The 21,506-nt window shown below is 42.4% G+C and carries 9 protein-coding genes; all 9 read left to right on the forward strand.

All coding sequences use genetic code 11. From position 1 onward, the window contains the following. The first annotated feature begins 55 nt into the window (after positions 1 to 55). The 9 genes from LI162_RS03595 to LI162_RS03640 all read left to right on the forward strand — a co-directional run bounded on the left by LI162_RS03595 (position 56) and on the right by LI162_RS03640 (position 21,503). Complete coding sequence (locus LI162_RS03595) at positions 56 to 6,349, forward strand: SpaA isopeptide-forming pilin-related protein (RefSeq protein WP_227155758.1); 6,294 nt, start codon at positions 56 to 58, stop codon at positions 6,347 to 6,349. Between the two features lie 82 nt (positions 6,350 to 6,431). Further along, a complete protein-coding gene (locus LI162_RS03600) occupies positions 6,432 to 6,572 on the forward strand; it encodes a hypothetical protein (protein ID WP_005344203.1) in 141 nt (46 codons plus the stop codon). Positions 6,573 to 6,578: 6 nt separating this feature from the next. Next, positions 6,579 to 7,667 (forward strand): DUF5688 family protein, encoded by a 1,089-nt coding sequence (locus LI162_RS03605; protein ID WP_227155760.1) that lies wholly within the window; start codon positions 6,579 to 6,581, stop codon positions 7,665 to 7,667. 68 nt (positions 7,668 to 7,735) lie between these two features. Beyond that, positions 7,736 to 15,418 carry a DEAD/DEAH box helicase family protein gene (locus LI162_RS15550; protein WP_255615904.1) on the forward strand — a complete coding sequence of 2,561 codons (7,683 nt, stop codon included), beginning with the start codon at positions 7,736 to 7,738 and terminating at the stop codon, positions 15,416 to 15,418. Positions 15,419 to 15,499: 81 nt separating this feature from the next. Continuing rightward, on the forward strand, positions 15,500 to 18,259 hold the full coding sequence (locus tag LI162_RS03620; RefSeq protein ID WP_227155764.1) for a YodL domain-containing protein: 2,760 nt from the start codon (positions 15,500 to 15,502) through the stop codon (positions 18,257 to 18,259). 27 nt (positions 18,260 to 18,286) lie between these two features. Then, a complete protein-coding gene (locus tag LI162_RS03625) occupies positions 18,287 to 18,493 on the forward strand; it encodes a PIN domain-containing protein (RefSeq protein ID WP_024728263.1) in 207 nt (68 codons plus the stop codon). A gap of 284 nt (positions 18,494 to 18,777) precedes the next feature. After that, complete coding sequence (locus LI162_RS03630; RefSeq protein ID WP_008688092.1) at positions 18,778 to 19,017, forward strand: helix-turn-helix domain-containing protein; 240 nt, start codon at positions 18,778 to 18,780, stop codon at positions 19,015 to 19,017. 88 nt (positions 19,018 to 19,105) lie between these two features. Continuing rightward, positions 19,106 to 19,843, forward strand: coding sequence for a LytR/AlgR family response regulator transcription factor (locus LI162_RS03635; RefSeq protein ID WP_008688094.1), 738 nt, complete (start codon positions 19,106 to 19,108; stop codon positions 19,841 to 19,843). Between the two features lie 19 nt (positions 19,844 to 19,862). Continuing rightward, positions 19,863 to 21,503, forward strand: a complete 1,641-nt coding sequence (locus LI162_RS03640; RefSeq protein WP_227155766.1) for a (2,3-dihydroxybenzoyl)adenylate synthase — start codon at positions 19,863 to 19,865, stop codon at positions 21,501 to 21,503. Positions 21,504 to 21,506: the final 3 nt, after the last annotated feature.

Genomic DNA, 21,506 nt, shown 5'->3' on the forward strand with positions numbered 1-21,506 from the left:
GCAGTCTAAGGACTGTCTGTTTTAATACAAATATTATGAAAGAGAGGACCTTAGCATGAAGAAAAAAGGTAATTTTAGAAAAGTAGTATCTGGCTTGCTGGCAGGCATGACAATGCTTAGTACAGTGCTGTCTCCGATGACGGCATATGCAGCGGAGATCCGGCCAGAGGAAAAACCTCCACTTTATGAGAAAGTGAAAGACCTTCTGGATGAAGATGAGGTGGTGACTGCCAAAGATTATGAAATCGAAACAGGCAGTGTATTTGATGTGAAATCAGACTACACAGGACTGGAAATCAAGGATGATAACAAGGTCAAAGTCACATTTGAGGAAGCAAAGAACGAAAAGAATGAGGATTTTACGACAGATCATGCGGACACTTACAAAGCGGTCTATTATGTGGAACCGGTAAATCAGGAGCATCCGAAGTACCAGATCAGCCGAAAACTGATTGTGCGTGAGAAAGAAACAGAAGTACAGACAGAGGCGGCAGGGAGTGAAGCAGTGACTGAATCCGAAACAGCTGGCAGTGAACAGCAGACAGAAGAAGCGGAGGATTCAGAAGCAGAATCGGAGATTACCGATATTGACGCTGATGAATTTGATGATTTGGTAGAGCAGGCACAGAATCAGGATACCTATGATGAAGAATCAGGGTTAGAGCTTCATGATGTTTTGGAACAGGCAGGAGACGAAGGTGTGGATCTTGAGGCTATGGAAGAAGGAGAGATTGCAACATTTGAAGCAGTTTCGGCTTATTCAGCAAGAAGTACACAGCAGGTAACAATTGAAAAAGGACCACTGTATAGATATGCAGATTATAATCTTGGAACCTATCTGACAGAGCCGTACTATATCAGCTACGGAAGCGTCAGAGCAATTGCGTATTGTGTACAGCCAGCAAAGCCAGGACCTGGATCTGGAAATTATACAATTACAAAGATTGGAGACAATCAGGCGTTAGCAAAAGTGTGTTATTACGGTACAGATGCCGCAGGAAGCGAGAGTTTTTTCGCTAATAAACACACGGATTTTTCAGAAGGAAAAAGATTCATCATTATTCATATGGCTGCATCATATGCCAACGGAAGTAGTGATGCATTTTACGGAACCAATGCTACAGGAGAGGCTTTGGCAAAAGAACTCTATAATTATTGTGTGAATAAGCCGGAAATACCAGATGTAGCGATGTCATTTTCAAAGCCGGATGTAAAGGCTTATGTAGATGGAAATGTTCAGAGAACGGAGAACATTCAGTTCAACGCATCTTCCCAGCAGAAAATCACAATGGACTTACCAAAAGGAGTAAAGCTCCATAATGTATCTACTGGAAATGTAAGTGCGGCAGGTGCAAGCGTAACAATTGGAGGAGGAACCACGTTTTATCTCTCAGCTCCTCTGACACAGACAAGAGATGTAAGTGCTACTTTTTCTGCAAAAATGAAGGGAAGTATTACAAAAGATTATTCAGCATATAAATTGACTACGAATGCAAGTGTTCAGGATCTGGCATTTGTATTTGGAGAAGGTGTTGCTGATGAAAAATATGTAAGCTTAAAGGTGTCCTGGATTGAACAGGCTACGATCGAAATCGTAAAGAAAGACGATACAGCGGATGTCAATCTTGCAGGTGCAGTATTCGGTGTATACAGCGATGAGGCTTGTACAAAGCTGATCACTCAGATGCCGGCAACAGATAAGAATGGAAAATCTTCTGTTACGATCATCAAGACACAGGATACTGTTTATCTGAAAGAGATCACAGCACCACAGGGATATGTAGTAAATGCAACGGCAACAAATGTAAAACTGGTAGCAAGTAAGACCTCAGCTGTAACCGTGGAAAATAAGGAACAGCTGGCAGAGCTTACCATTTACAAAGAAGGACAGGTTCTGACCGGAGCAGAGGTCAGTGAAAATGGAACGGTATTTCAGTATGAAAACCGCAGACAGAAAAATGCAGTGTATAACGTGTATGCCGGGGCAGATATCGTAACTGCTTATGGTACAAAAGTGTACAGCAAAGGTGACCTTGTAAAAGAAAACCTGACAACAGGTGAGAATGGTTCTGTCACACTGAAAAACCTGCATCTTGGAACCTACGTGGTAAAAGAAACAAAAGCACCGGACTCTTTCTATAACGGCAGCGAAGAAAAGTCAGTGACTCTAACTTATGCTGGTCAGAACAAAGAAGTTGTATTTGCAGATGTGACTTTTAACAACGAGAGACAGAAAGCAGATGTTTCTGTAGTAAAACAGGATAAAGACACCAAGAAACCACTGAAAGGCGGTATTTTTGCTCTGTATGCATCCGATGATATTAGAAATGCAGACGGAACCGTTGTTGTGAAAAAAGGAACACTGATTGAGAAAGCAACTACTGGAGCAGATGGAACTGCAAAATTCACAGCAGATCTTCCGATTGGATATTCCTATTCTGTAAAGGAAGATCAGGCGCCGGAAGGCTATGTAAGAAATACAGAAGATGTGTATACGTTCAAGTTTTCTTACACCAATGATAAAGAAGCAACCGTATCATTTGCCCATACCTTTAGCAATGACCGTGTGACAGCAAAGATCAATTTATTCAAAGTTGATAAAGAAACAGGAAAAGCAGTACCACAGGGAGATGCCACACTGAAAGGTGCAGTTTATGGACTGTATGCCCGTGAAGATATCGTGTACCCGGATGGAGCAACGGGAACTATTTATAAAGCAGGAGAGCAGGTAGCTTCTCTTACAACAGATGACAAAGGACAGGCTTCTGTAAATGGCTTATATCTTGGCAAATATTATGTCAAAGAGATTACTCCGCCGACCGGATACCTAGCAGATGCAGAAGAGCATGATCTTACATGCAGTTATGAAGGAGATATGACAGCAGAAGTAAAAAGAGAGTGCACTTCCAGTGAGCAGGTCATCAAGCAGCCATTTCAGATCATCAAAGCAGCCAACAATGGAAAGACCGATGCAGATCTGTTATCCGGAGCGGGATTCACAGTTTATCTGAAATCTTCCCTTACAAAGAAAGCAGATGGAAGCTACGACTTTGATTCTGCAAAACCTGTAGTGAGTGGAGAAAATGGAGCAACTGAGATTTTCACAGATGAAAAAGGTTATGCCTGCAGTATTCCATTATCATTTGGAAGCTATATCGTGCGTGAGACAACAACACCGCACAATTACAAGCCAGTTGATGATTTTGAAGTGAATATCACAGAGCATCATCCAAATGAGCCACAGATCTGGCGAGTGCTTCTGGATGAAGAGTTTAAGGCAAAACTGAAAATCGTGAAAAAAGACGATGAAACAAAGAAATCCGTCCTGATTGCAGGAACAGAATTTAAGGTATATGACCTGGATAATAAAAAGTATGTGGAACAGGTAACAACTTACCCAGTGACAACAACCCATAAGTCCTATTTTACGGACAGTCAGGGGTATCTGATCATGCCGAAGAATCTGAAGATCGGACATTACCGGATTGAGGAAGTCAACGCACCGGAAGGGTACACAATCAACAAGAATTATGTAGAGATTGCAGTGGATGCAAACACAGCATACCAGATGGATTCTGAAAGCGGAGATGCCATTATTACGGTAGATTACGAGAACCATCCGGTAAAAGGAAAGCTGACGATCTATAAAAAAGGTGAGATGCTGACCGGATTCAAGAAGGATTTTGTTTATGAAGAAAGATACCTGAAGGGTGCAGAATTTAATGTCTATGCAGCTGAAAATATTTATACACCGGATTACCAGAAAGATGAAAACAGAAACAGACAGCTGATCTATGCAAAAGATGCACTGGTAACAACGGTAACGACTGGAGAAGACGGAAAAGCAGTTGCTGATAACCTGCCGCTTGGTTCTTACTATGTGGTAGAAGAGACTGCACCGGAAGGATTTGTCCTGAACCATGACAGATCAGAAGTCGCATTTGTCTATGCCAATCAGGATACACCGGTGATTGAACAAGAAGTGACTGTTGGCGATGACCGACAGAAAGTTGCGATTCAGGTAGAAAAACAGGATGCAGAAAATGGTGCAACCGTAGCAGGAGCTGTCTTTGGTATCTATAACAAAGCGGATATCAAGGCAGATGGAAAAGTAATCGTGAAAGCAGATACACTCTTACAGGAAATGACCTCTGATAATAATGGTCTTGCAGTATGTACGCTGGATCTGCCACTTGGACAGTATTATGTGAAAGAGTTAAAAGCACCGGCTGGATTTGTGTCCTCTGATGAAGTTCTGAATCTGAATGCTTCTTACCAGGGACAGGATGTGAAGACAGTAAAACTGAAAACAGTGAAAAAGAACCAGCCAACAACAGTAGAAATTACGAAATCTGATGTAACAACAGGTGTGGAACTGGATGGGGCAAAACTCACCGTTCTTGATAAAGAAGGAAATGTTGTGGATCAGTGGACTTCTGTAAAAGATCAGCCACATGTGATCAAACGACTGACAGTTGGTGAGGAATACACTCTTCGTGAGGAAATGGCACCTTATGGTTATCTGAAAGCAATGGATGTGAAGTTCACGCTGGAAGATACCGAAGAGATTCAGAAAGTAGAGATGAAAGATGAAGTACCGACAGGACTTCTGATCATCAACAAAAATGGAGAGTTTTTGGATAAAGTGACACTTCTGGACAATGTAAAAGGTACTGTGGAGCATCTCTTTGAATATGTAACTGGAAGTCTTACAGATGTAACTTTCGATGTATTTGCTGCGGAAGATATCAAAGCGGCAGATGGTGTCAGCGAAGATTATTTTAAAGCAGATGAAAAAGTGGGAACCATTACCACAGATTCTAATGGTATTGCACAGATGGGAGATCTCCCGGCTGGCAAGTACTATGTGAAGGAAGTAAAAACAGCCCATGGTTATGTGCTGGACAAAGAGCCGAGATATGTTGACCTTTCCTATCGTGATCAGGATACACCAGTTATCACTTATGATGAGAAATGGCAGAATGCCCGTCAGAAAGTAAAGGTTACGGTTCTGAAGAAAGAAAAAGATACAGAACGTGTTCTTGCAGGTGGTGTCTTCGGTCTTTATACCAGTGAAGATATCAAAAATGCAAAGGGTGAGGTACTCCTTGAGAAGGAAAGTCTGATCGAGCAGCGAGTAACGGATGAAAAAGGACAGATTACTTTTACGGCAGATCTTCCGATAGACGGAAAATACTATGTGAAAGAGATCTTTGCACCGGACGGATTTGTTACAACAGATGAAGTACAGGAGTTTACCTTTGAATATGCCGGAGAAGACCAGGCAGAAGTAAGCTACGACTTTACTTTTGAAAATCAGCCAACCACAGTGGAGTTGTCCAAAACAGACCTGACAACAGGTAAAGAACTTCCAGGTGCACACCTGAAAGTGACGGATTCAGATGGCAATACAGTAGATGAATGGACTTCTACGGAGGAATCCCATGTGATCAAAGAACTGGTTGTTGGTAAGGAATACACCATGACAGAGACAAAACCGGCAGATGGATATGTCACTGCAGAAAGTATTACTTTCACAGTAGAGAATACAGCAGAGGTTCAGAAGCATGAGATGAAAGATGATGTGACAAAAGTGCAGATCAGTAAGACGGATATCACAGGAGAAACTGAGATTCCAGGTGCAAAACTGACGGTTCTTGACAAAGACGATCAGGTAGTAGAGAGCTGGACTTCCACAGAGGAAGCACACTATATCGAAAAACTGCCAATCGGTAAATATACCTTACGTGAAGAGCTGGCACCGAAAGGATATCTTCTGACATCTGATGTGACATTTGAGGTGAAAGATACCGGAGAAATCCAGAAAGTGGCTATGAAAGATGATACTGCCAAGGGAAAAGTGATTCTCAATAAGACAGATAAATCGTCAGGAGAACCACTGAAAGGGGTAGAATTTGAACTCCGTGACAGCAAAGGAAAAGTTCTGGAAACCTTAAAGACAGATGCTGCCGGTCATGCAGAGAGTAAGCTGTATGAGAGTGCCACATTTAAGAACGGCAAATATGATACCGCTATCAAGTATTATCTGGTGGAAACAAAGACACTGGACGGATACACACTGGATCAGACCAGGCATGAAGTGACATTTGCCTATGCAGATGACAGTACACCAGTTGTAGAAGTTACCTTTAATCTGACAAATGAGAAACCGGAAGTTCCAGAAACACCGAACACACCGGATACACCACAGTCCCATGAAGAGACAAAGGTATCAAATGCACCAAAAACAGGTGACAGCACGAATATTTGGCTGCCGATTCTGCTTCTGGTAATCTCCACAGGAGGTATGGCAGGACTTTATATCTGCAGAAAAAAGAAAAGCAAATAAGGAAACCAACGGTTATGATTGGGAGCTTCTATTTGAGGCTCCCTTTTTCATACAAAAAAATCACAGAAAGGAATAAAAAACTATGATGAAAGCAATGGAAAAAAGACAGGAAGCACGAAAAAACCAGGAGAAAACTTTAAAGAGAATGATGGCTTATCAGAAGAAAGCCGAGCAGATGGTCAGCAGAAAAAGAATGAACCATCACATGATCAGAAAGGGGTAAAAGCGTATGATGAACAGAAAAGAATTTTATGAATATGTCAAAGACAATGTAAAGGAGTATCTGCCAGAGTCTTATAAGGACGCAGAAATTAAACTGCAGGAAGTAGAAAAAAACAACGGGTTGAAGTTGACAGGTATTACGATTCCAAACGGAGATCAGAGAATCGTACCGACAGTCTATCTGGATTCCCTCTACCAGGAATATATTCATGGAAAAGATGTAGACTCTTGTGTTGGCGATGTGGCTGATATGCGTATTGAGGCACAGGGAAAAGCAGAATTTTTTGATATGGGAGTTCCGGATATTCTTGATTATGAAAAGATGAAGGACAAATTACAGGTGAGAATTTGTGATAAGGAATGGAATACCGATCTTCTTGCAGATAAAGTAGTCACAGAACACGGAGATTTTGCAGCTTATTATGCAGTAAATCTGGAGGAAAATGGAGAAGGGATCAGCAGCATTCCGGTAACTGTTTCTCTGATGAACGAGTGGGGAGTATCTGCCGAACAGATTCAAGCGGATGCGATGGTGGCAGACCGAAAACGTGGTGTCACACTTATGGATATGAATGAGATTATCAAATCTATGATTTTTGGTGAAGAACCAGAAAACCTGCTGAATGAAAAAATGGATATGGAAGCCATGGAAAACCCAATGTTCTGTCTGACAAACAAAGCTAAGATGAATGGAGCTTCCCTGTTACTGCAGGAAGATATTCGTAAACAGATTGGGGAATGCCTGGGAAGTGATTACTTTGTCATCCCATCTTCCGTTCATGAAGTGTTGATTCTCCCTGATAACGGAATTTTTCAGGTTCCAGAATTAAATGCGATGGTACAGGAAGTCAATGAGACACAGGTGGAAAGACAGGAACAGCTTTCTGATAAGGTTCAGTTCTGTGATAAAAAGACCGCAGTAATGGAAAATGCTGAGCGTAGGGAAGCACGTCTGGAAAAAGAAAAAGCAGCTGAAAAAGCAGAAGTAAAAGGTGGAATCCATGGAAGATTGGAGAAAGCCAAGGCAGAGATCAAGGCAAAAGAGGCAGACAAAGTGCCAAAGAATAAGTCAAAAGAGCTTGCCACAGCATTATAAAGAGAAACAACGATGATATTAAGGGGACTGTGCCAAGCAGTCCCTGATTTTATGAAAAGGAGTAGCACATGGCAAATAAATTATATGCAATGGAACAGCTGACGGAAGAGGTGGCAAAAGATGTAGCTGCCAGTCCGCAGGAATGGATGCGGTTCCTAAACACTGCATCCAAACTGTACAAATACACTTTTCCAGAACAGCTTTTAATTTATGCACAGCGACCGGAAGCAACTGCCGTAGCATCCATGGAAATCTGGAATCAGAAGATGTACCGATGGATCAAAAAGGGATCTAAGGGGATTGCCTTGATTGACAATACTTCCGGACCGAAAACAAAACTTCGGTATGTATTTGATGTGCAGGACACTTATAAAGTGCGGAATCTGGGAAAAGATCCACAGTTATGGAATCTTCCAATGGAAGGTGAACAACTGGTTGCAGATTATCTGCAGGAGCAGTTATCACTGGAAGATACAGAAGGAGGACTTGCTGAAAGTCTGCATCAGGCAGCGAAGGAGAGTATGCAGGAATGGCTTCCAGATGCATTAGAAGAACTGAGACTGGATGTAACAGGGACATTTTTGGAAGAACTGGACGAACAGAATCAGGAAGTAGAATTCAGGGAACTGATGACCAATAGTGTTTGGTATGTATTACTAAACAGGTGTGGACTGGATGTACAGGAATATCTGGATGCAGAGGATTTTCGGCATATAACGGACTTCAATCAGCTGAAAGTATTAGGACATCTGGGAAGTGCAGTCAACGAGATCAGCAGACCAGTCCTGATGCAGATTGGACGATATGTTCTGAATGATCTGGAAAATGACCTGAAAATGGTTGCAAAAGAAAAAGAAGTAGCTTATAATGAATTTAGCACGTTAATTCGTGAAAGCAATATAGATAACACAGAAGATAGAGAAGAAAAAAAGGAGGAAACAGACTATGAGAGAGATCAGTTACAGCCAGAACGGAGAGTATCAGATTCCGGATATCAGCCTGGAAGAGACGAGAGGAACCATCGGCAAGTACGGAATGATGCGGAAAGAGTATCTGAGAAATCACAAAGTAGCCAGGTTCAACATTCTGACACTGCAGAACCGTCTGGACAGTCATCTGATGGAGATCGACAGTCAGGCAAGACAGAGAGTAGACGACCTGATGAACGAACTTCTGGAGAAAGATCCGGCACCGGACAAGATGGCAGACACAATGGCATGGACCAGACACATGAACCAGATCAAAGCACAGGCAGAGGAACTGGTGATCCAGGAGATTATTTACAATTAAGTCTATTCCCAACACAAGAGGAACAGTTAGGAGAAATAAGGAAAGCGGCAGCTGCATTAGAACAGCCAGCCGCTTTCCTTATTTCTGATGAAGTGGTAGACGATATTCTCCGAACAGGAAGCGGACAGAAAAATACACTGTTTCACATTACTGCAAGATTGATTGAAGGTCTGGATAATGAAGAAATGCAAAGCTTCCTGAAAGATGAATATGGTACTGGAGGAAAAGGATTTACCATAGATGGTCAGAAAATTAGTATCTGGTACGACAACGATGGTATTCGTATCCGGAGAGGTGACTCTGCAAGAAGAAACTTTGACCGTATCGTTACGTGGGAAGAAGCAGCTGACAGGATTCGGGATATGTATGAGGAGGGAAATTACGTTGATAATCTTATCTCCAATAATGCCATTGAACAGGAGCAGGAAGAAATGACCAATCTTCTTGCACTTCATTTTCGGGATACTTGCAGAAACTGGGAAAAGAAACAATCATATTCAGACTGGCAGGATGTAGTGAGTGGAGCATGGACAGATCAAGAGGAAGCAGATGCGATTGTCTATCGTTTTGAATGGCTGCAGAAATATATGGATGAGAATCCGGGAGATTATCACCGCTGGGAGATTCAGCATAATCCGGAATATCTCCAACGCTTTCAGGATCTTCAGAGGGAGCGTTCCTGGGTAGACCAGAAATTTACGGTCGAACGTCCGGCACTTTCCTTTATTACACAAGATGAAATAGATGCTGTCCTTAGAAGAGGCGGCATTACAGCCGGAGGGCGCAACCGGATCTATGAGTATTTCATGGAGCATCATGATATGAAAGATGCAGCAGAGTTCCTGAAAAATGAGTATGGAACAGGTGGTGCATCACCTGGGATACCGGGAGCGTATGAATCTGATGCCTCACATGATGCAAAAGGATTAAAACTTGCGAAAGGAAAGATTGGCAGTCCAGAAGTAGAAATTCTATTAAAATGGAATAAGGTTGCAGAACGTGTCCGTCAGCTGATCCGCACCGATGATTTCTTATCACCGGAAGAATTGGAAAAGTATGAAGAGCGGCAGGAAGCACAGAGACTGGCAGATTTGGAAGAAGCACAGCAGATGTTAGGAGAACAGCTGGAGCAGGATACTTTGACAGCGGAAGATATAACTGATTTGAGATTAGTTGATTCAGAATATATGTCCGGTACCAGAACAAGAATCCATGATTTTGATTGCAAAGTTAAGGGAGAAGTGAATCGACTTCAATACACATTAGAATATCATGATGATGGAGAAGGTTTCACGATTCATACGGAAAAAGATGATATTTGGAATCGAATGTCAACACAAGAATTGGAACGTCTGGATGTAAAACTCGGACAAGAAGTACTTTATTATCATTATCACAACAAAACTGTAAATGCGGATACCTTAGATGAATTACGGGAAATCAGGGAAGAAATTATGGAGGAAGAGTCCTCGTATTTTACTGCTATTTCTCAACGTGTGTGGACAGATTATGATAAAAAAGAAAAAGAATTATCGGGAGAAGCTGAGGTATCGGAAGAAAAAGAATCTTTGGAAGAGATTAACGGAATAGCAGAACCGATTCAAGCAACGAACTTCCGTATCACAGATGATGAACTTGGACAGGGAACACCGAAGGAGAAATTCCGAGCCAATATCATGGCTATCCAGTTGTTAAAGAAATGTGAGGATGAGAACCGCAATGCGACATCAGAGGAACAGAAAATCTTATCCAGGTACGTCGGCTGGGGAGGTCTTGCAGATGCATTTGATGAGACAAAAGCTGCATGGGAGACAGAATATCTGGAATTAAAGACGGTTCTTACACCAGAGGAATATGCTGCAGCCAGAGCTTCCACGTTAAATGCTCATTATACACAGCCGATTGTGATTGAAAGTATGTATCAGGTGTTGGAGAATCTGGGATTTACAAAAGGAAATATCCTGGAGCCGTCTATGGGAGTCGGGAACTTCTTTGGAATGCTTCCAGAGAATCTAAATCAGTCCAAACTCTATGGTGTGGAACTGGACAGTATCAGCGGTAGAATTGCAAAGCTACTCTATCCAGATGCCAATATTCAGATCAAAGGTTTTGAGAAGACAGATTATCCTAATGATTTTTTTGATGTGGCGATTGGAAATGTGCCATTTGGTGCATACAAGGTCAATGACCGTCAGTATGATCGCTACAATTTCATGATCCATGATTACTTTCTCGCCAAGACGATAGATCAGTTACGTCCAGGTGGTGTGGCGGCATTGATCACAACAAAGGGAACTATGGATAAGGCGTCACCGGAAGTCCGGAAATATCTGGCAGAGCGGGCAGATCTGTTGGGAGCAATCCGACTGCCGAACACAGCTTTTAAGGCAAATGCGGGAACAGAAGTCAGTGCTGATATCTTGTTTTTCCAAAAGAGGGAAAGCCTTACGAAAGAAATGCCGGAATGGATAAATCTGGATAGTGATGTCAATGGAATTACGGTCAATCAGTATTTTGTTCAGCATCCGGAAATGATTCTGGGTGAGATGAAAGAAGTGTCCGGTCCGTATGGTATGGAAACAACATGTGCTCCAATGGAAGGAGCTGATTTGGAATTACAGTTACAAGAAGCTGTGAAACAAATTAAGGGAAGCATGGTACCGGCAGTAGATGTGGAAACAGAACTGGATGAGATGCCAGAGAGTATTCCGGCTGATCCGAATGTTAGAAATTACAGCTATACGGTGGTAGATGATCAGGTATATTATCGTGTCAACTCTTTGATGAATCAGGTGAAAATGCCTGCCGCCACTGCAGAACGTGTAAAAGGGATGGTTTCAATCCGTGATACTGTCCGAGAACTGATCGCTATGCAGATGGAGGAAATCGTCACAGATGAAGAAATCCAGAAACAGCAGGAAAAACTGAATCAGGTATATGATACCTACACGGCGAAGTATGGAGTCATTGGAAGTAATGCCAACAAACGGGCGTTTTCTGATGACTCTTCTTATTGTCTGCTGTGTTCACTGGAAGACTTGAATGAAGATGGAACGCTAAAACGGAAAGCAGACATGTTTACTAAGCGAACCATTAAAAAGGCGGTTGCTGTGACAAGCGTGGAGACAGCAACAGAAGCACTTGCATTGTCTCTTAACGAAAGAGCAAAGGTAGACCTTCCTTATATGGCAGAGCTGACCGGAAAGAGTGAAGAGAAAATCACAGAAGAACTGGTCGGAGTTATTTTTAAGAATCCACTGACAGACCAGTGGGAAAGTGGAGATGAATATCTGTCAGGAAATGTCAGGGATAAATTAAACACTGCGAGAACTTTTGCAGAGAATCATCCGGAATTCACATCGAATGTGCGTGCACTAGAGGCAGTTCAGCCGAGAGATCTGGAAGCATCGGAGATTGAAGTGCGTATTGGAGCTACCTGGATTGAACCTTCGGATTATCAGGATTTTATGCAAGAAACATTGCATACACCATGGTATCTGCTTCAGAAAGAAATACAGGTGAAATTCTCTGAGGTAAATGGTGAGTGGAGGATTACAGGAAAGAATGCCGACAGTCCCCAAAATGCGTTTGCCTATGCAACGTATGGAACTGAGAGAGCAAATGCCTATAAGATTCTGGAAGATACCCTGAACCTGAAAGATGTACGCATCTATGATAAGAGTGTCAATGAAAATGGTGATGAGATCCGTGTCCTTAATAAGAAAGAAACCATGCTGGCATCACAGAAGCAGGATGCCATGAAAGCAGCATTTAAGGACTGGATTTTTAAAGACCAGCAGAGACGAGAGAGGCTGGTAAAAGTGTACAATGAACGATTTAACAGCATCCGTCCCCGTGAATACGATGGCAGTCATTTGACTTTCCCAGGAATGAATCCGGAAATTGAACTTCGCCCACATCAGAAAAACGCTGTCGCACATCAGCTTTATGGAGAGAATGTGCTTCTTGCTCATGTAGTAGGAGCTGGAAAGACCTACGAAATGGTAGCGGCGGCAATGGAGAGCAAACGCCTGGGATTATCTCAGAAAAACCTCTTTGTCGTTCCAAACCATTTGACGGAGCAGTGGGGTGCAGAATTCCTGCAGTTATATCCGGGTGCCAATATTCTGGTGGCAACGAAGAAAGATTTTGAACCGGCAAATCGAAAGAAGTTCTGTGCCAGAATCGCTATGGGAAATTATGATGCTATTATCATTGGACATTCCCAGTTTGAGCGTATTCCAATCTCTGATGAACGTCAGGAAGCCATGTTACGGAAGCAGATTGATGATTTGGAAATGGCAATTCAGAGTGCAAGGTATGAACAGGATGGCGGACGTTATACCGTCAAACAGATTGAAAAGACCAGAAAGACACTGCAGACAAGGCTGGAAAAACTGAATCAGAAAGAGAAAAAAGATCAGGTAGTTACGTTTGAAGAACTGGGAGTGGATCACTTGTATGTAGATGAAGCACACAGCTATAAAAATGCGTTTCTTTATACAAAAATGAGAAACGTAGCCGGGATTGCACAGAATGAAGCACAGAAGTCGGCAGATATGTTTAATAAATGTCAGTATCTGGACGAGATTACCGGAGGAAAAGGCATTACCTTTGCTACGGGCACACCGATCAGCAACAGCATGACGGAATTATATGTTATGCAACGGTATCTGCAGAACAGAAAATTACAAAATATGGGCCTTGGACTGTTTGATTCCTGGGCCTCCACCTTTGGCGAGGTAGTCACAAGCATTGAGCTTGCACCGGAAGGAACAGGCTACCGTGCAAAGTCAAGATTTGCACGGTTTTATAATATTCCGGAGTTGATGAATATGTTCAAGGAGATTGCAGATATCAAAACTTCCGATCAGTTAAAGCTTCCTGTGCCGGAAGTAGAATATGAAACAGTGGTGCTGAAACCAACAGAACAGCAGAAAGAAATCGTAGAAAGTCTGGGGGAACGTGCAGAAGTTGTCAGAAACGGCGGGGTAGATGCCTCTGTTGATAATATGCTGAAAATCACCAATGATGGAAGAAAATTAGCTTTGGATCAGCGTTTGGTGAACGAATTATTGCCAGACAATCCGGAAAGCAAAATATCAGTCTGTGCAGAGAAAAGCTATGAGATCTGGAAAGACACAGCAGCACAGAAATCGGCACAGCTGATTTTTTGTGATTTGAGCACACCGAAAGGCGATGGCAGTTTTAATGTCTACGATGACCTGAAACGCAAGCTGATGGAAAAAGGTGTACCGGAAAAAGAGATTGCTTTTATTCATGATGCAAATACAGAAGCAAAAAAGACGGAGCTGTTTGGAAAAGTGAAATCCGGGCAGGTTCGTTTTTTGATTGGCTCAACAGCAAAGATGGGTGCCGGGACCAACGTGCAGGATCGTCTGATTGCGTTGCACCATCTGGATATTGGCTGGAAACCATCTGACTTGGAACAGAGAGAAGGGCGTATTATCCGCCAGGGAAATCATAATAAAAAAGTTCATATCTTCCGATATGTAACAGAATCCACATTCGACAGCTACATGTGGCAGCTGATCGAGAATAAGCAGAAATTCATTTCTCAGATTATGACCAGTAAAGCACCTGTGCGAAGCTGTGAAGATGTGGACGAAGCGGCACTTTCCTATGCAGAGGTCAAGGCACTTGCAACCGGAAATCCGGCGGTAAAAGAGAAGATGGCATTGGATGTTGATGTGGCGAAATTAAAGCTTTTAAAAGCTAACCACATGAATAATCAGTACCGCCTGGAAGATGATATTGCAAGGAATTTTCCACAACAGATTGCAAAACTGACAGAAATCATTGACAGCTACAAGGCAGACATCGCTCATTATTCTGAGCATAAAATCACAGATCCAGAGCAGTTTACTATGGAGATTGGTGGCAAAGTGTTCACAGAAAAGAAAGAGGCAGGAGCAGCACTTCTGGCGGTATGTAAAGATATTAAAGCTGTAGATGCTGCGATGGATATCGGAAACTATCAGGGATTCAATATGAGGATTCAGTTTGATGGATGGAGTAAAGAATTTATTCTATCTGTCAAACATGAGGCTGTCTCGAAAGTTCATCTTGGAGCAGATGCACTTGGAAATATTACCCGTATCAACAATCTGTTGGACAGTTATCCAGAGAAGCTTTCAGAAGCACAACAAAGACTGGAAACAGTATATGAACAGCTTGCAAATGCAAAAGAAGAGGTTGGAAAGCCATTTCCAAAAGAAGAGGAGTTGAACCAGAAACTGGAGCGACTGTCAGAGCTAAATGCATTGCTTAATATGGATGAACGTGAAGATGCAGAAGCAGAGGTATCTGAATCAGATGAGAAAGAAGAAAGACCGGCACGTGGTTCTATCCATGAAAAACTGCAGATTTATAAAGAAAAGAGTCAGCGGGAAAGTGAAACTGGCAAGGAAAACAGAAAACGGGATTTCGGTCTGGAATAAGATAACAAGGAAGATGGCATAATCTGGCAGAAAGAATGTTCTGTGGGTTATGCCATCTTTCAGAATACAGGAGGAACTTATATGGCAAGAAACAGGATAATAGGTAGAGAAACACAGAAAATGCAGGAATATACGCAGGAACGGATCGCTCAGGCAGAGCGTAGAGATATAGAATTTTCAACAGATGTAAAAGAACAGATTTTTGAATATGCGAATCTGATCGGCGAGGAAGAGAAAGTTAGAACTTTGGTAAGAAATCTGGCAGATGCAGTGAGTCAGGCAGATCAAGAAGGTGTAGAGGATTTGCTGGATGACGCAAGAATGGATATTCAGGAACTGCCGGATCCAACCATAGGTAAGCTGGAATTACGTGACTATGGATATACAGCAGAAGATATGGTACCGCTTAGAAAAGAAGCAGCTCTTGATTATCACAGAATGGGTTCTAAAATTTATTGCCTTGGCAGTGATGACAGTAAAGATGAATATGCGAGTAAAGAAATGATACAGGCATACGATGGTTTGTTTGGAATGGAATCGCAGATGTGGGAACGGATAAAGGATAACAACCTGGATTATGCAGAAGAAAATTTAGGAGCATTTCAGGAGCCTATGAGTGTCATTGAGCAGGAAGAAGCACTAAAATTATACGATGCCGGAGCAGATATCTATCTGATCACTAATTTTTCATCACCGATGTATGTCACGGAACGCATGGAAATTGAACGAGGACCAGAGCATTATCAGATGTCTATGACAGAACTGGAGAGTTTCCGTAAGCTGGAATGGGAAATGCAGAAGTATCCACAGATTCAGTCATTGAAAGAAGCAAACCTGTTGTTAGGAACAAGAAGGACATTTGGTATTTATCAGACCCGGGAGGATTCACCGGGCGAAAACTATGCTTTTATGAATATGAGCTTTATTGAAAGTCATGGTATGCAGATAAAAAAAGAAGATTATAAGCTGGTCTATGTTGGTGAATTATCAGGAAATATGTCACTGGATGATATTTTTGAAAGGTTCAACATTGACAGACCGGAAGACTTCCGTGGTCACTCCCTGTCTGTCAGTGATATCGTAGTTCTGAATGACGGGGACAAGGTAACTGCTCATTTTGTAGACAGTATCAGTTTTGAACAGCTAGATTCTTTCCTGAATCTGGAAGAACAGGTCCTTAGTGAACTGGCATATGAGGTAGGAGAACGTTACTTTGCTATTCAGAGAACAGAAGAAGGATATGATTATTCCTTTTACGATGAAGATTTCCGCTTGATGGATGGTGGCGTTTATGAGAATGATGAAATTTCTATTGAAGAAGCGGCGGAGGAACTTTTGGAAGACGAAGGCTGGACTGGAGAACGCATCCGTGGAGATTATGATCGGTTGATGGAGAAAGTAGAAGAAATGGATGAAGTTGTAATGGCAGAGATTCAGAAAAGCCAGGGCGAATATAAGCCATTGGCAAAGGTGGAGGAACTGGAAGAGGCCAATTATAACATGATTGATAATGTACTCAATAATATGCCGCCTAAGAAAGAAGCTTATCTGGAATATTATGCTGCAGAATGTGATGAAATTCATGATATGGGAGCTTATGAGAAAAGCACAGATGTGAAAGAAATCGCAGCAATCTATGAGAAGTACAGAGAAGATCCGGAAAACGCTTATAAAGGCAGTGGAATGGGGATTATTTATCGTGATCCGGAGGATAGCTTGTTTGATGAAACAGAACTGTTAATTGTAATGGGAACAACGATACACGGCGACTTCTTGGATAATGTGCGGTTTTTAAAAGATCAGCCGGTGGTGCGTGAAGGTTTGGAGAAGATTCATAAAGCATTGCCTGATTATAAATATATCCCGATTCAGGATGTGCGTGAGGCAATGTATCCGAAAAAAATGACAACAGAAGAACTGGCAGCAGCATTGGATGAGATTGCGGAAGACTTCGATCCGTATGACTATCGGGACCATGTAGAGCCAGGGCAGGATACCATACAGGAAGTCATGCTGGATCTGCAAAGTGGAAATGTTGGTTCTTATATTTCCTTTCTGAAGGATGTGATTGAAGAAGACTGTGAGCAGTCCGTGTGGGCAGGTGTTTTGCTGGAACGGCTGAAATCCTACGAACCAGATATATCCAAAGAAACAGAGCCGATGGTGTATGTGAATTACTGTGAAAAGCGAGAGCTGATGGAACCACGCTGTCAGAAGCTCTCAGATCTGGATTCCCGTACTGCACAGAAGGATAAGGAATGGTACGCAGACCGTAATCCGAGGACGGATGAGCCGATGGTAACAGCCCAGATGTTTTTTACTATATATTATGCGGAAAAAGGCGATAAAATGATGCAACATTTCAAAGGGAAAATAGATATTGGAACAGGAAATGGCGGTATTTTAAGTCAGCTGAAACTCCAAAATGAACTGAAACTTACGGATGAAAGCTGGATTGGTTATCTGAAAAACAAGGGAAATGAAGAGTTTCAGAAGTGTATGGAAGATCTGACCGATATGCAGAACCATGTGCTGCCATATTTGCAGAGCTTTTGCAGTCTGGAAGAAAAAAGTGTGCAGGAAAAGCAGGAACGGCAGGTTGCAGAAAAGCAGGACAGCAGAGTAGAAGCGTCAAGAGCAGCGAATGTGACAAAAGGGGATAATGACAAAGCTGTGAAAAAGGTAGTTTCGAGTATGCAAACAGAAAAGAATAAAGCAACTACGAAGGCAAAGAAGCCATCTATTCATGAACGACTGGAAATCAATAAGAGAAAAATCCAAGAAAAGCAGGGAAAAGATGAGCTGGAGAGAGGAGCTGATCGGGATGTAAGAACGGTATAAATTTATAGAAAGGCACTTGGCTCCGTTTTGGACATAGCAAAAGTGCTGACAGTGACGAACGAAGATGTGCTGCCTGCTTATTTGCAGAGAGTATCTGATTTTGAAGACTGCCTACTTGCAACTTGTACGAAGGAGAATCAGTGTGATGCGATTGTGACAAGGAATAAAAAGGATTTTCTTTCCTTTTGGATTACACTGCTTTCTCCGGAAGAACTGCTGAATATTTATTCGTAAAAATATGTTTTTACAATCGGCAGCAGAAGGAAAGTTGAATGATAACTCCGATCCAGCATACTGCAAAATATAAAAATTTTATAACAAAGTGGAAAACCCTGCGTAGGATCAGAAATGTTCTCACAGGGTTTCATGTATCTAATAAAATATAGAAATTTAGCGGATTTCTGCTAGAATAAGAAAAACTGTTAAAAAAATATCGTGCATAGATCAAAAAGACTATATATGGGCGACCTTTTAAAGCCGATTTATATAAAATAGAAGAAAAAAAGGTGGTCGATACCGTGGATATAAAAACAGCGGTCATATATCGGTTAAACGATCTGATTAAGCAGAAAGATATCACAGTGAATGAAGCGGCGGTGCGCTCAGGCGTCCCGCCTTCAACACTGAAAAATATTTTGTATGGACAAAGCAGGAATGCTGGCGTAGTTACAATTAAAAAGATATGCGATGGATTGGATATTACAATACAGGAATTTTTTGAAGATCCCATCTTTGCAGATTTGGAACCGGAGTTATAGGAACAGGCAAATAATCTTAGGATTCAGATTCTGCAAGATGGTTTTTTTATGGGAAAGGGTTAGAAGAAACTAACACTGGAGGATGAATATGTGTAAAATAGCAATTTGCGACGATGATAAAGAATACAGGGAGAAAATAAAGACGGTCATAGAAACGGAAGGGATTCTGTCTTCGAATGAGATACGGTTTTATGAATATGAATCAGGAAAAGAATTATTGGAAGATGCGGATATTTTGCATGATCTGATTTTTATGGATATGCGTATGCCTGGATTGGATGGAAATAAAACAGTACTGAAGCTGAGGGAATATAATGAAGCAGCGATATTGGTGTTCTGCTCCGGCTGTTTTGAACCGACTCCTGACAGCATTAATGTTGGACAACCGTTCCGGTACATCATGAAGGATCTGCATGACAGAAGTCTGAAAAAGGAAATACCTATGATTTTATTAAAAGTGAAATTGTGCTGTGGAGATTCTTCCGTGACAGTTACATCGGCGGGAAGGATAATGCGCATCCATACGGAAGACATTTTATATATCTGTCTGGCGAAAAGGGGCTGTACGATATACATTGCTAGACAGGGAAAGATAGAAGAGATGCATTGCAAGGAATCTTTAAGTGATCTGTATGAGTGTCTGGCCGGAAGGGGATTTGAGTATGCACACAACAGCTATATTGTGAATTTGGCAAAAGTGGAAGGATTGGAAAAGAACGTTGCGTTGCTGCCGTTTGGAATCCAGTTGAATGTTTCGAGGTCGAGAAAAGGACAGTTTGCCGACGCACTGATAACATTTCTTGGGGAAAGGAACGGCATGGTATGATAATAAGAGATTATTTGATTTGTCTTCTTCAGATGTATCTGTTGGAGGACTTGGAAAAGAACATACTCCCATGGGTTATAAGAAAGATATGAGCAAATATGAGAATCTGGAAGGCTGGGAGAGATGTGGATTTGGAGAACAGCTTGATAGGTGGGCGGAAAAATATGGAGAAAGAATTGCGGTCACGGACAGTGAAGACGAGATCAGTTATATGGAATTAAAGCAAAAAGCAGATTGTCTTGCGGCAGCTTTTCTGCGTAAAGGGATTTTAAAGGGAGACAAAGTGCTTGTGCAGCTTCCGAACAGGATTTCTTTTGTGATCGTGTTTTTTGCGCTTTCCAAGATTGGGGCGGTGCCGATCATGATGCTGCCGGCCCACAGGGAGGCGGAACTGGAAGGAATTATTGAACTGGCAAAGCCGGCCGCTTATATTGTGGTGGAGAAATATCTGGGATTTTCATATGTGCCGATGGCAAATGCGATGAAAGAGAAATATTCATGTATCCGGCATATATTTGTAGATAGCGAATCCGGGGATATCAGTGGAATGATTGCGGAAACGTATGGAGAAAATGGAGCATTTCCGGCTGTGGATGGGTATGAAACGGCGGTGCTTTTGCTGTCCGGCGGGACGACAGGGGTTCCGAAACTGATTCCGCGCACCCATACGGATTATATGTATAATGCCCGCATGTCCGCGAAGAGATGCCGTCTGGATAGCAGTGACGTTTATCTGGCGTCTCTTCCGGTAGCTCATAATTTCCCGTTATGCTGCCCGGGGCTTTTAGGCACGCTGGACGTGGGAGGAAAAGTTGTGCTTGCGTCTGCGACCAGCCCGGATGATATCCTTGACGCAATTACAGAGGAAGGTGTCACGATAACGGCATTGGTTCCTGCTATGGTTACTGTGTGCATGGAAATGCTGGAATGGGATGAAGATTATGATATATCCAGCCTGCGGATTTTGCAGGTGGGCGGCGCAATGCTGGAAGATTCCCTTGCGGATAAGATCATTGAAGAATGGCCGTGTAAACTGATGCAGGTATTTGGTACGGCGGAGGGGCTACTGTCCTTTACTAGCCCGGAGGATGAAGGTTCCCTGATCGCAAGATGCCAGGGAACTCCGGTGTCTCCTGCGGATGAAGTGAAGATTGTGGATGAAGAAGATAAGGCCGTACCGGAAGGAGTTTTTGGGGAATTATTATCCAGAGGCCCGTATACGATTGATGGTTATTATATGGCGGAGGAAGCGAATAAAAAGAGCTTTACGTCGGACGGATTTTACCGGACGGGCGATAAAGCTATGTGGACGAAAGACGGAAGGTTACGTTTGGGCGGGAGGATCAAAGAGCAGATTAACCGCGCCGGAGAAAAGATCATGCCTTCAGAGATTGAAGCTTATCTTTGCAGGCATTCGAAAATCAAAGAGGCAGCCGTTGTCGGCGTTACGGATGAAACCCTTGGAAACCGGATATGTGCATTCCTTGTGACCGATGATGAAGCCGGGATCGATTTGCAGGAAATACACAGGTTCCTGCGGGAAATAGGCGTTGCGGCGTATAAAATGCCGGATCAGATAGAACGGGTAGAGACATGGCCGCTGACCAGCGTAGGAAAAATAGATAAGAAAGCATTAGAACGTATGGCGCAGGAAAAATAGAAG

The sequence above is a fragment of the Mediterraneibacter sp. 210702-DFI.3.120 genome, from assembly GCF_020561005.1.
In the GTDB taxonomy this organism is placed as follows: Bacteria; Bacillota; Clostridia; order Lachnospirales; family Lachnospiraceae; genus Mediterraneibacter; species Mediterraneibacter faecis.

Coding starts and splice junctions, on each gene's coding strand:
- LI162_RS03595 (WP_227155758.1), top strand. CDS start 56: ATGAAGAAAAAAGGTAATTTTAGAAAAGTAGTATCTGGCTTGCTGGCA.
- LI162_RS03600 (WP_005344203.1), top strand. CDS start 6,432: ATGATGAAAGCAATGGAAAAAAGACAGGAAGCACGAAAAAACCAGGAG.
- LI162_RS03605 (WP_227155760.1), top strand. CDS start 6,579: ATGATGAACAGAAAAGAATTTTATGAATATGTCAAAGACAATGTAAAG.
- LI162_RS15550 (WP_255615904.1), top strand. CDS start 7,736: ATGGCAAATAAATTATATGCAATGGAACAGCTGACGGAAGAGGTGGCA.
- LI162_RS03620 (WP_227155764.1), top strand. CDS start 15,500: ATGGCAAGAAACAGGATAATAGGTAGAGAAACACAGAAAATGCAGGAA.
- LI162_RS03635 (WP_008688094.1), top strand. CDS start 19,106: ATGTGTAAAATAGCAATTTGCGACGATGATAAAGAATACAGGGAGAAA.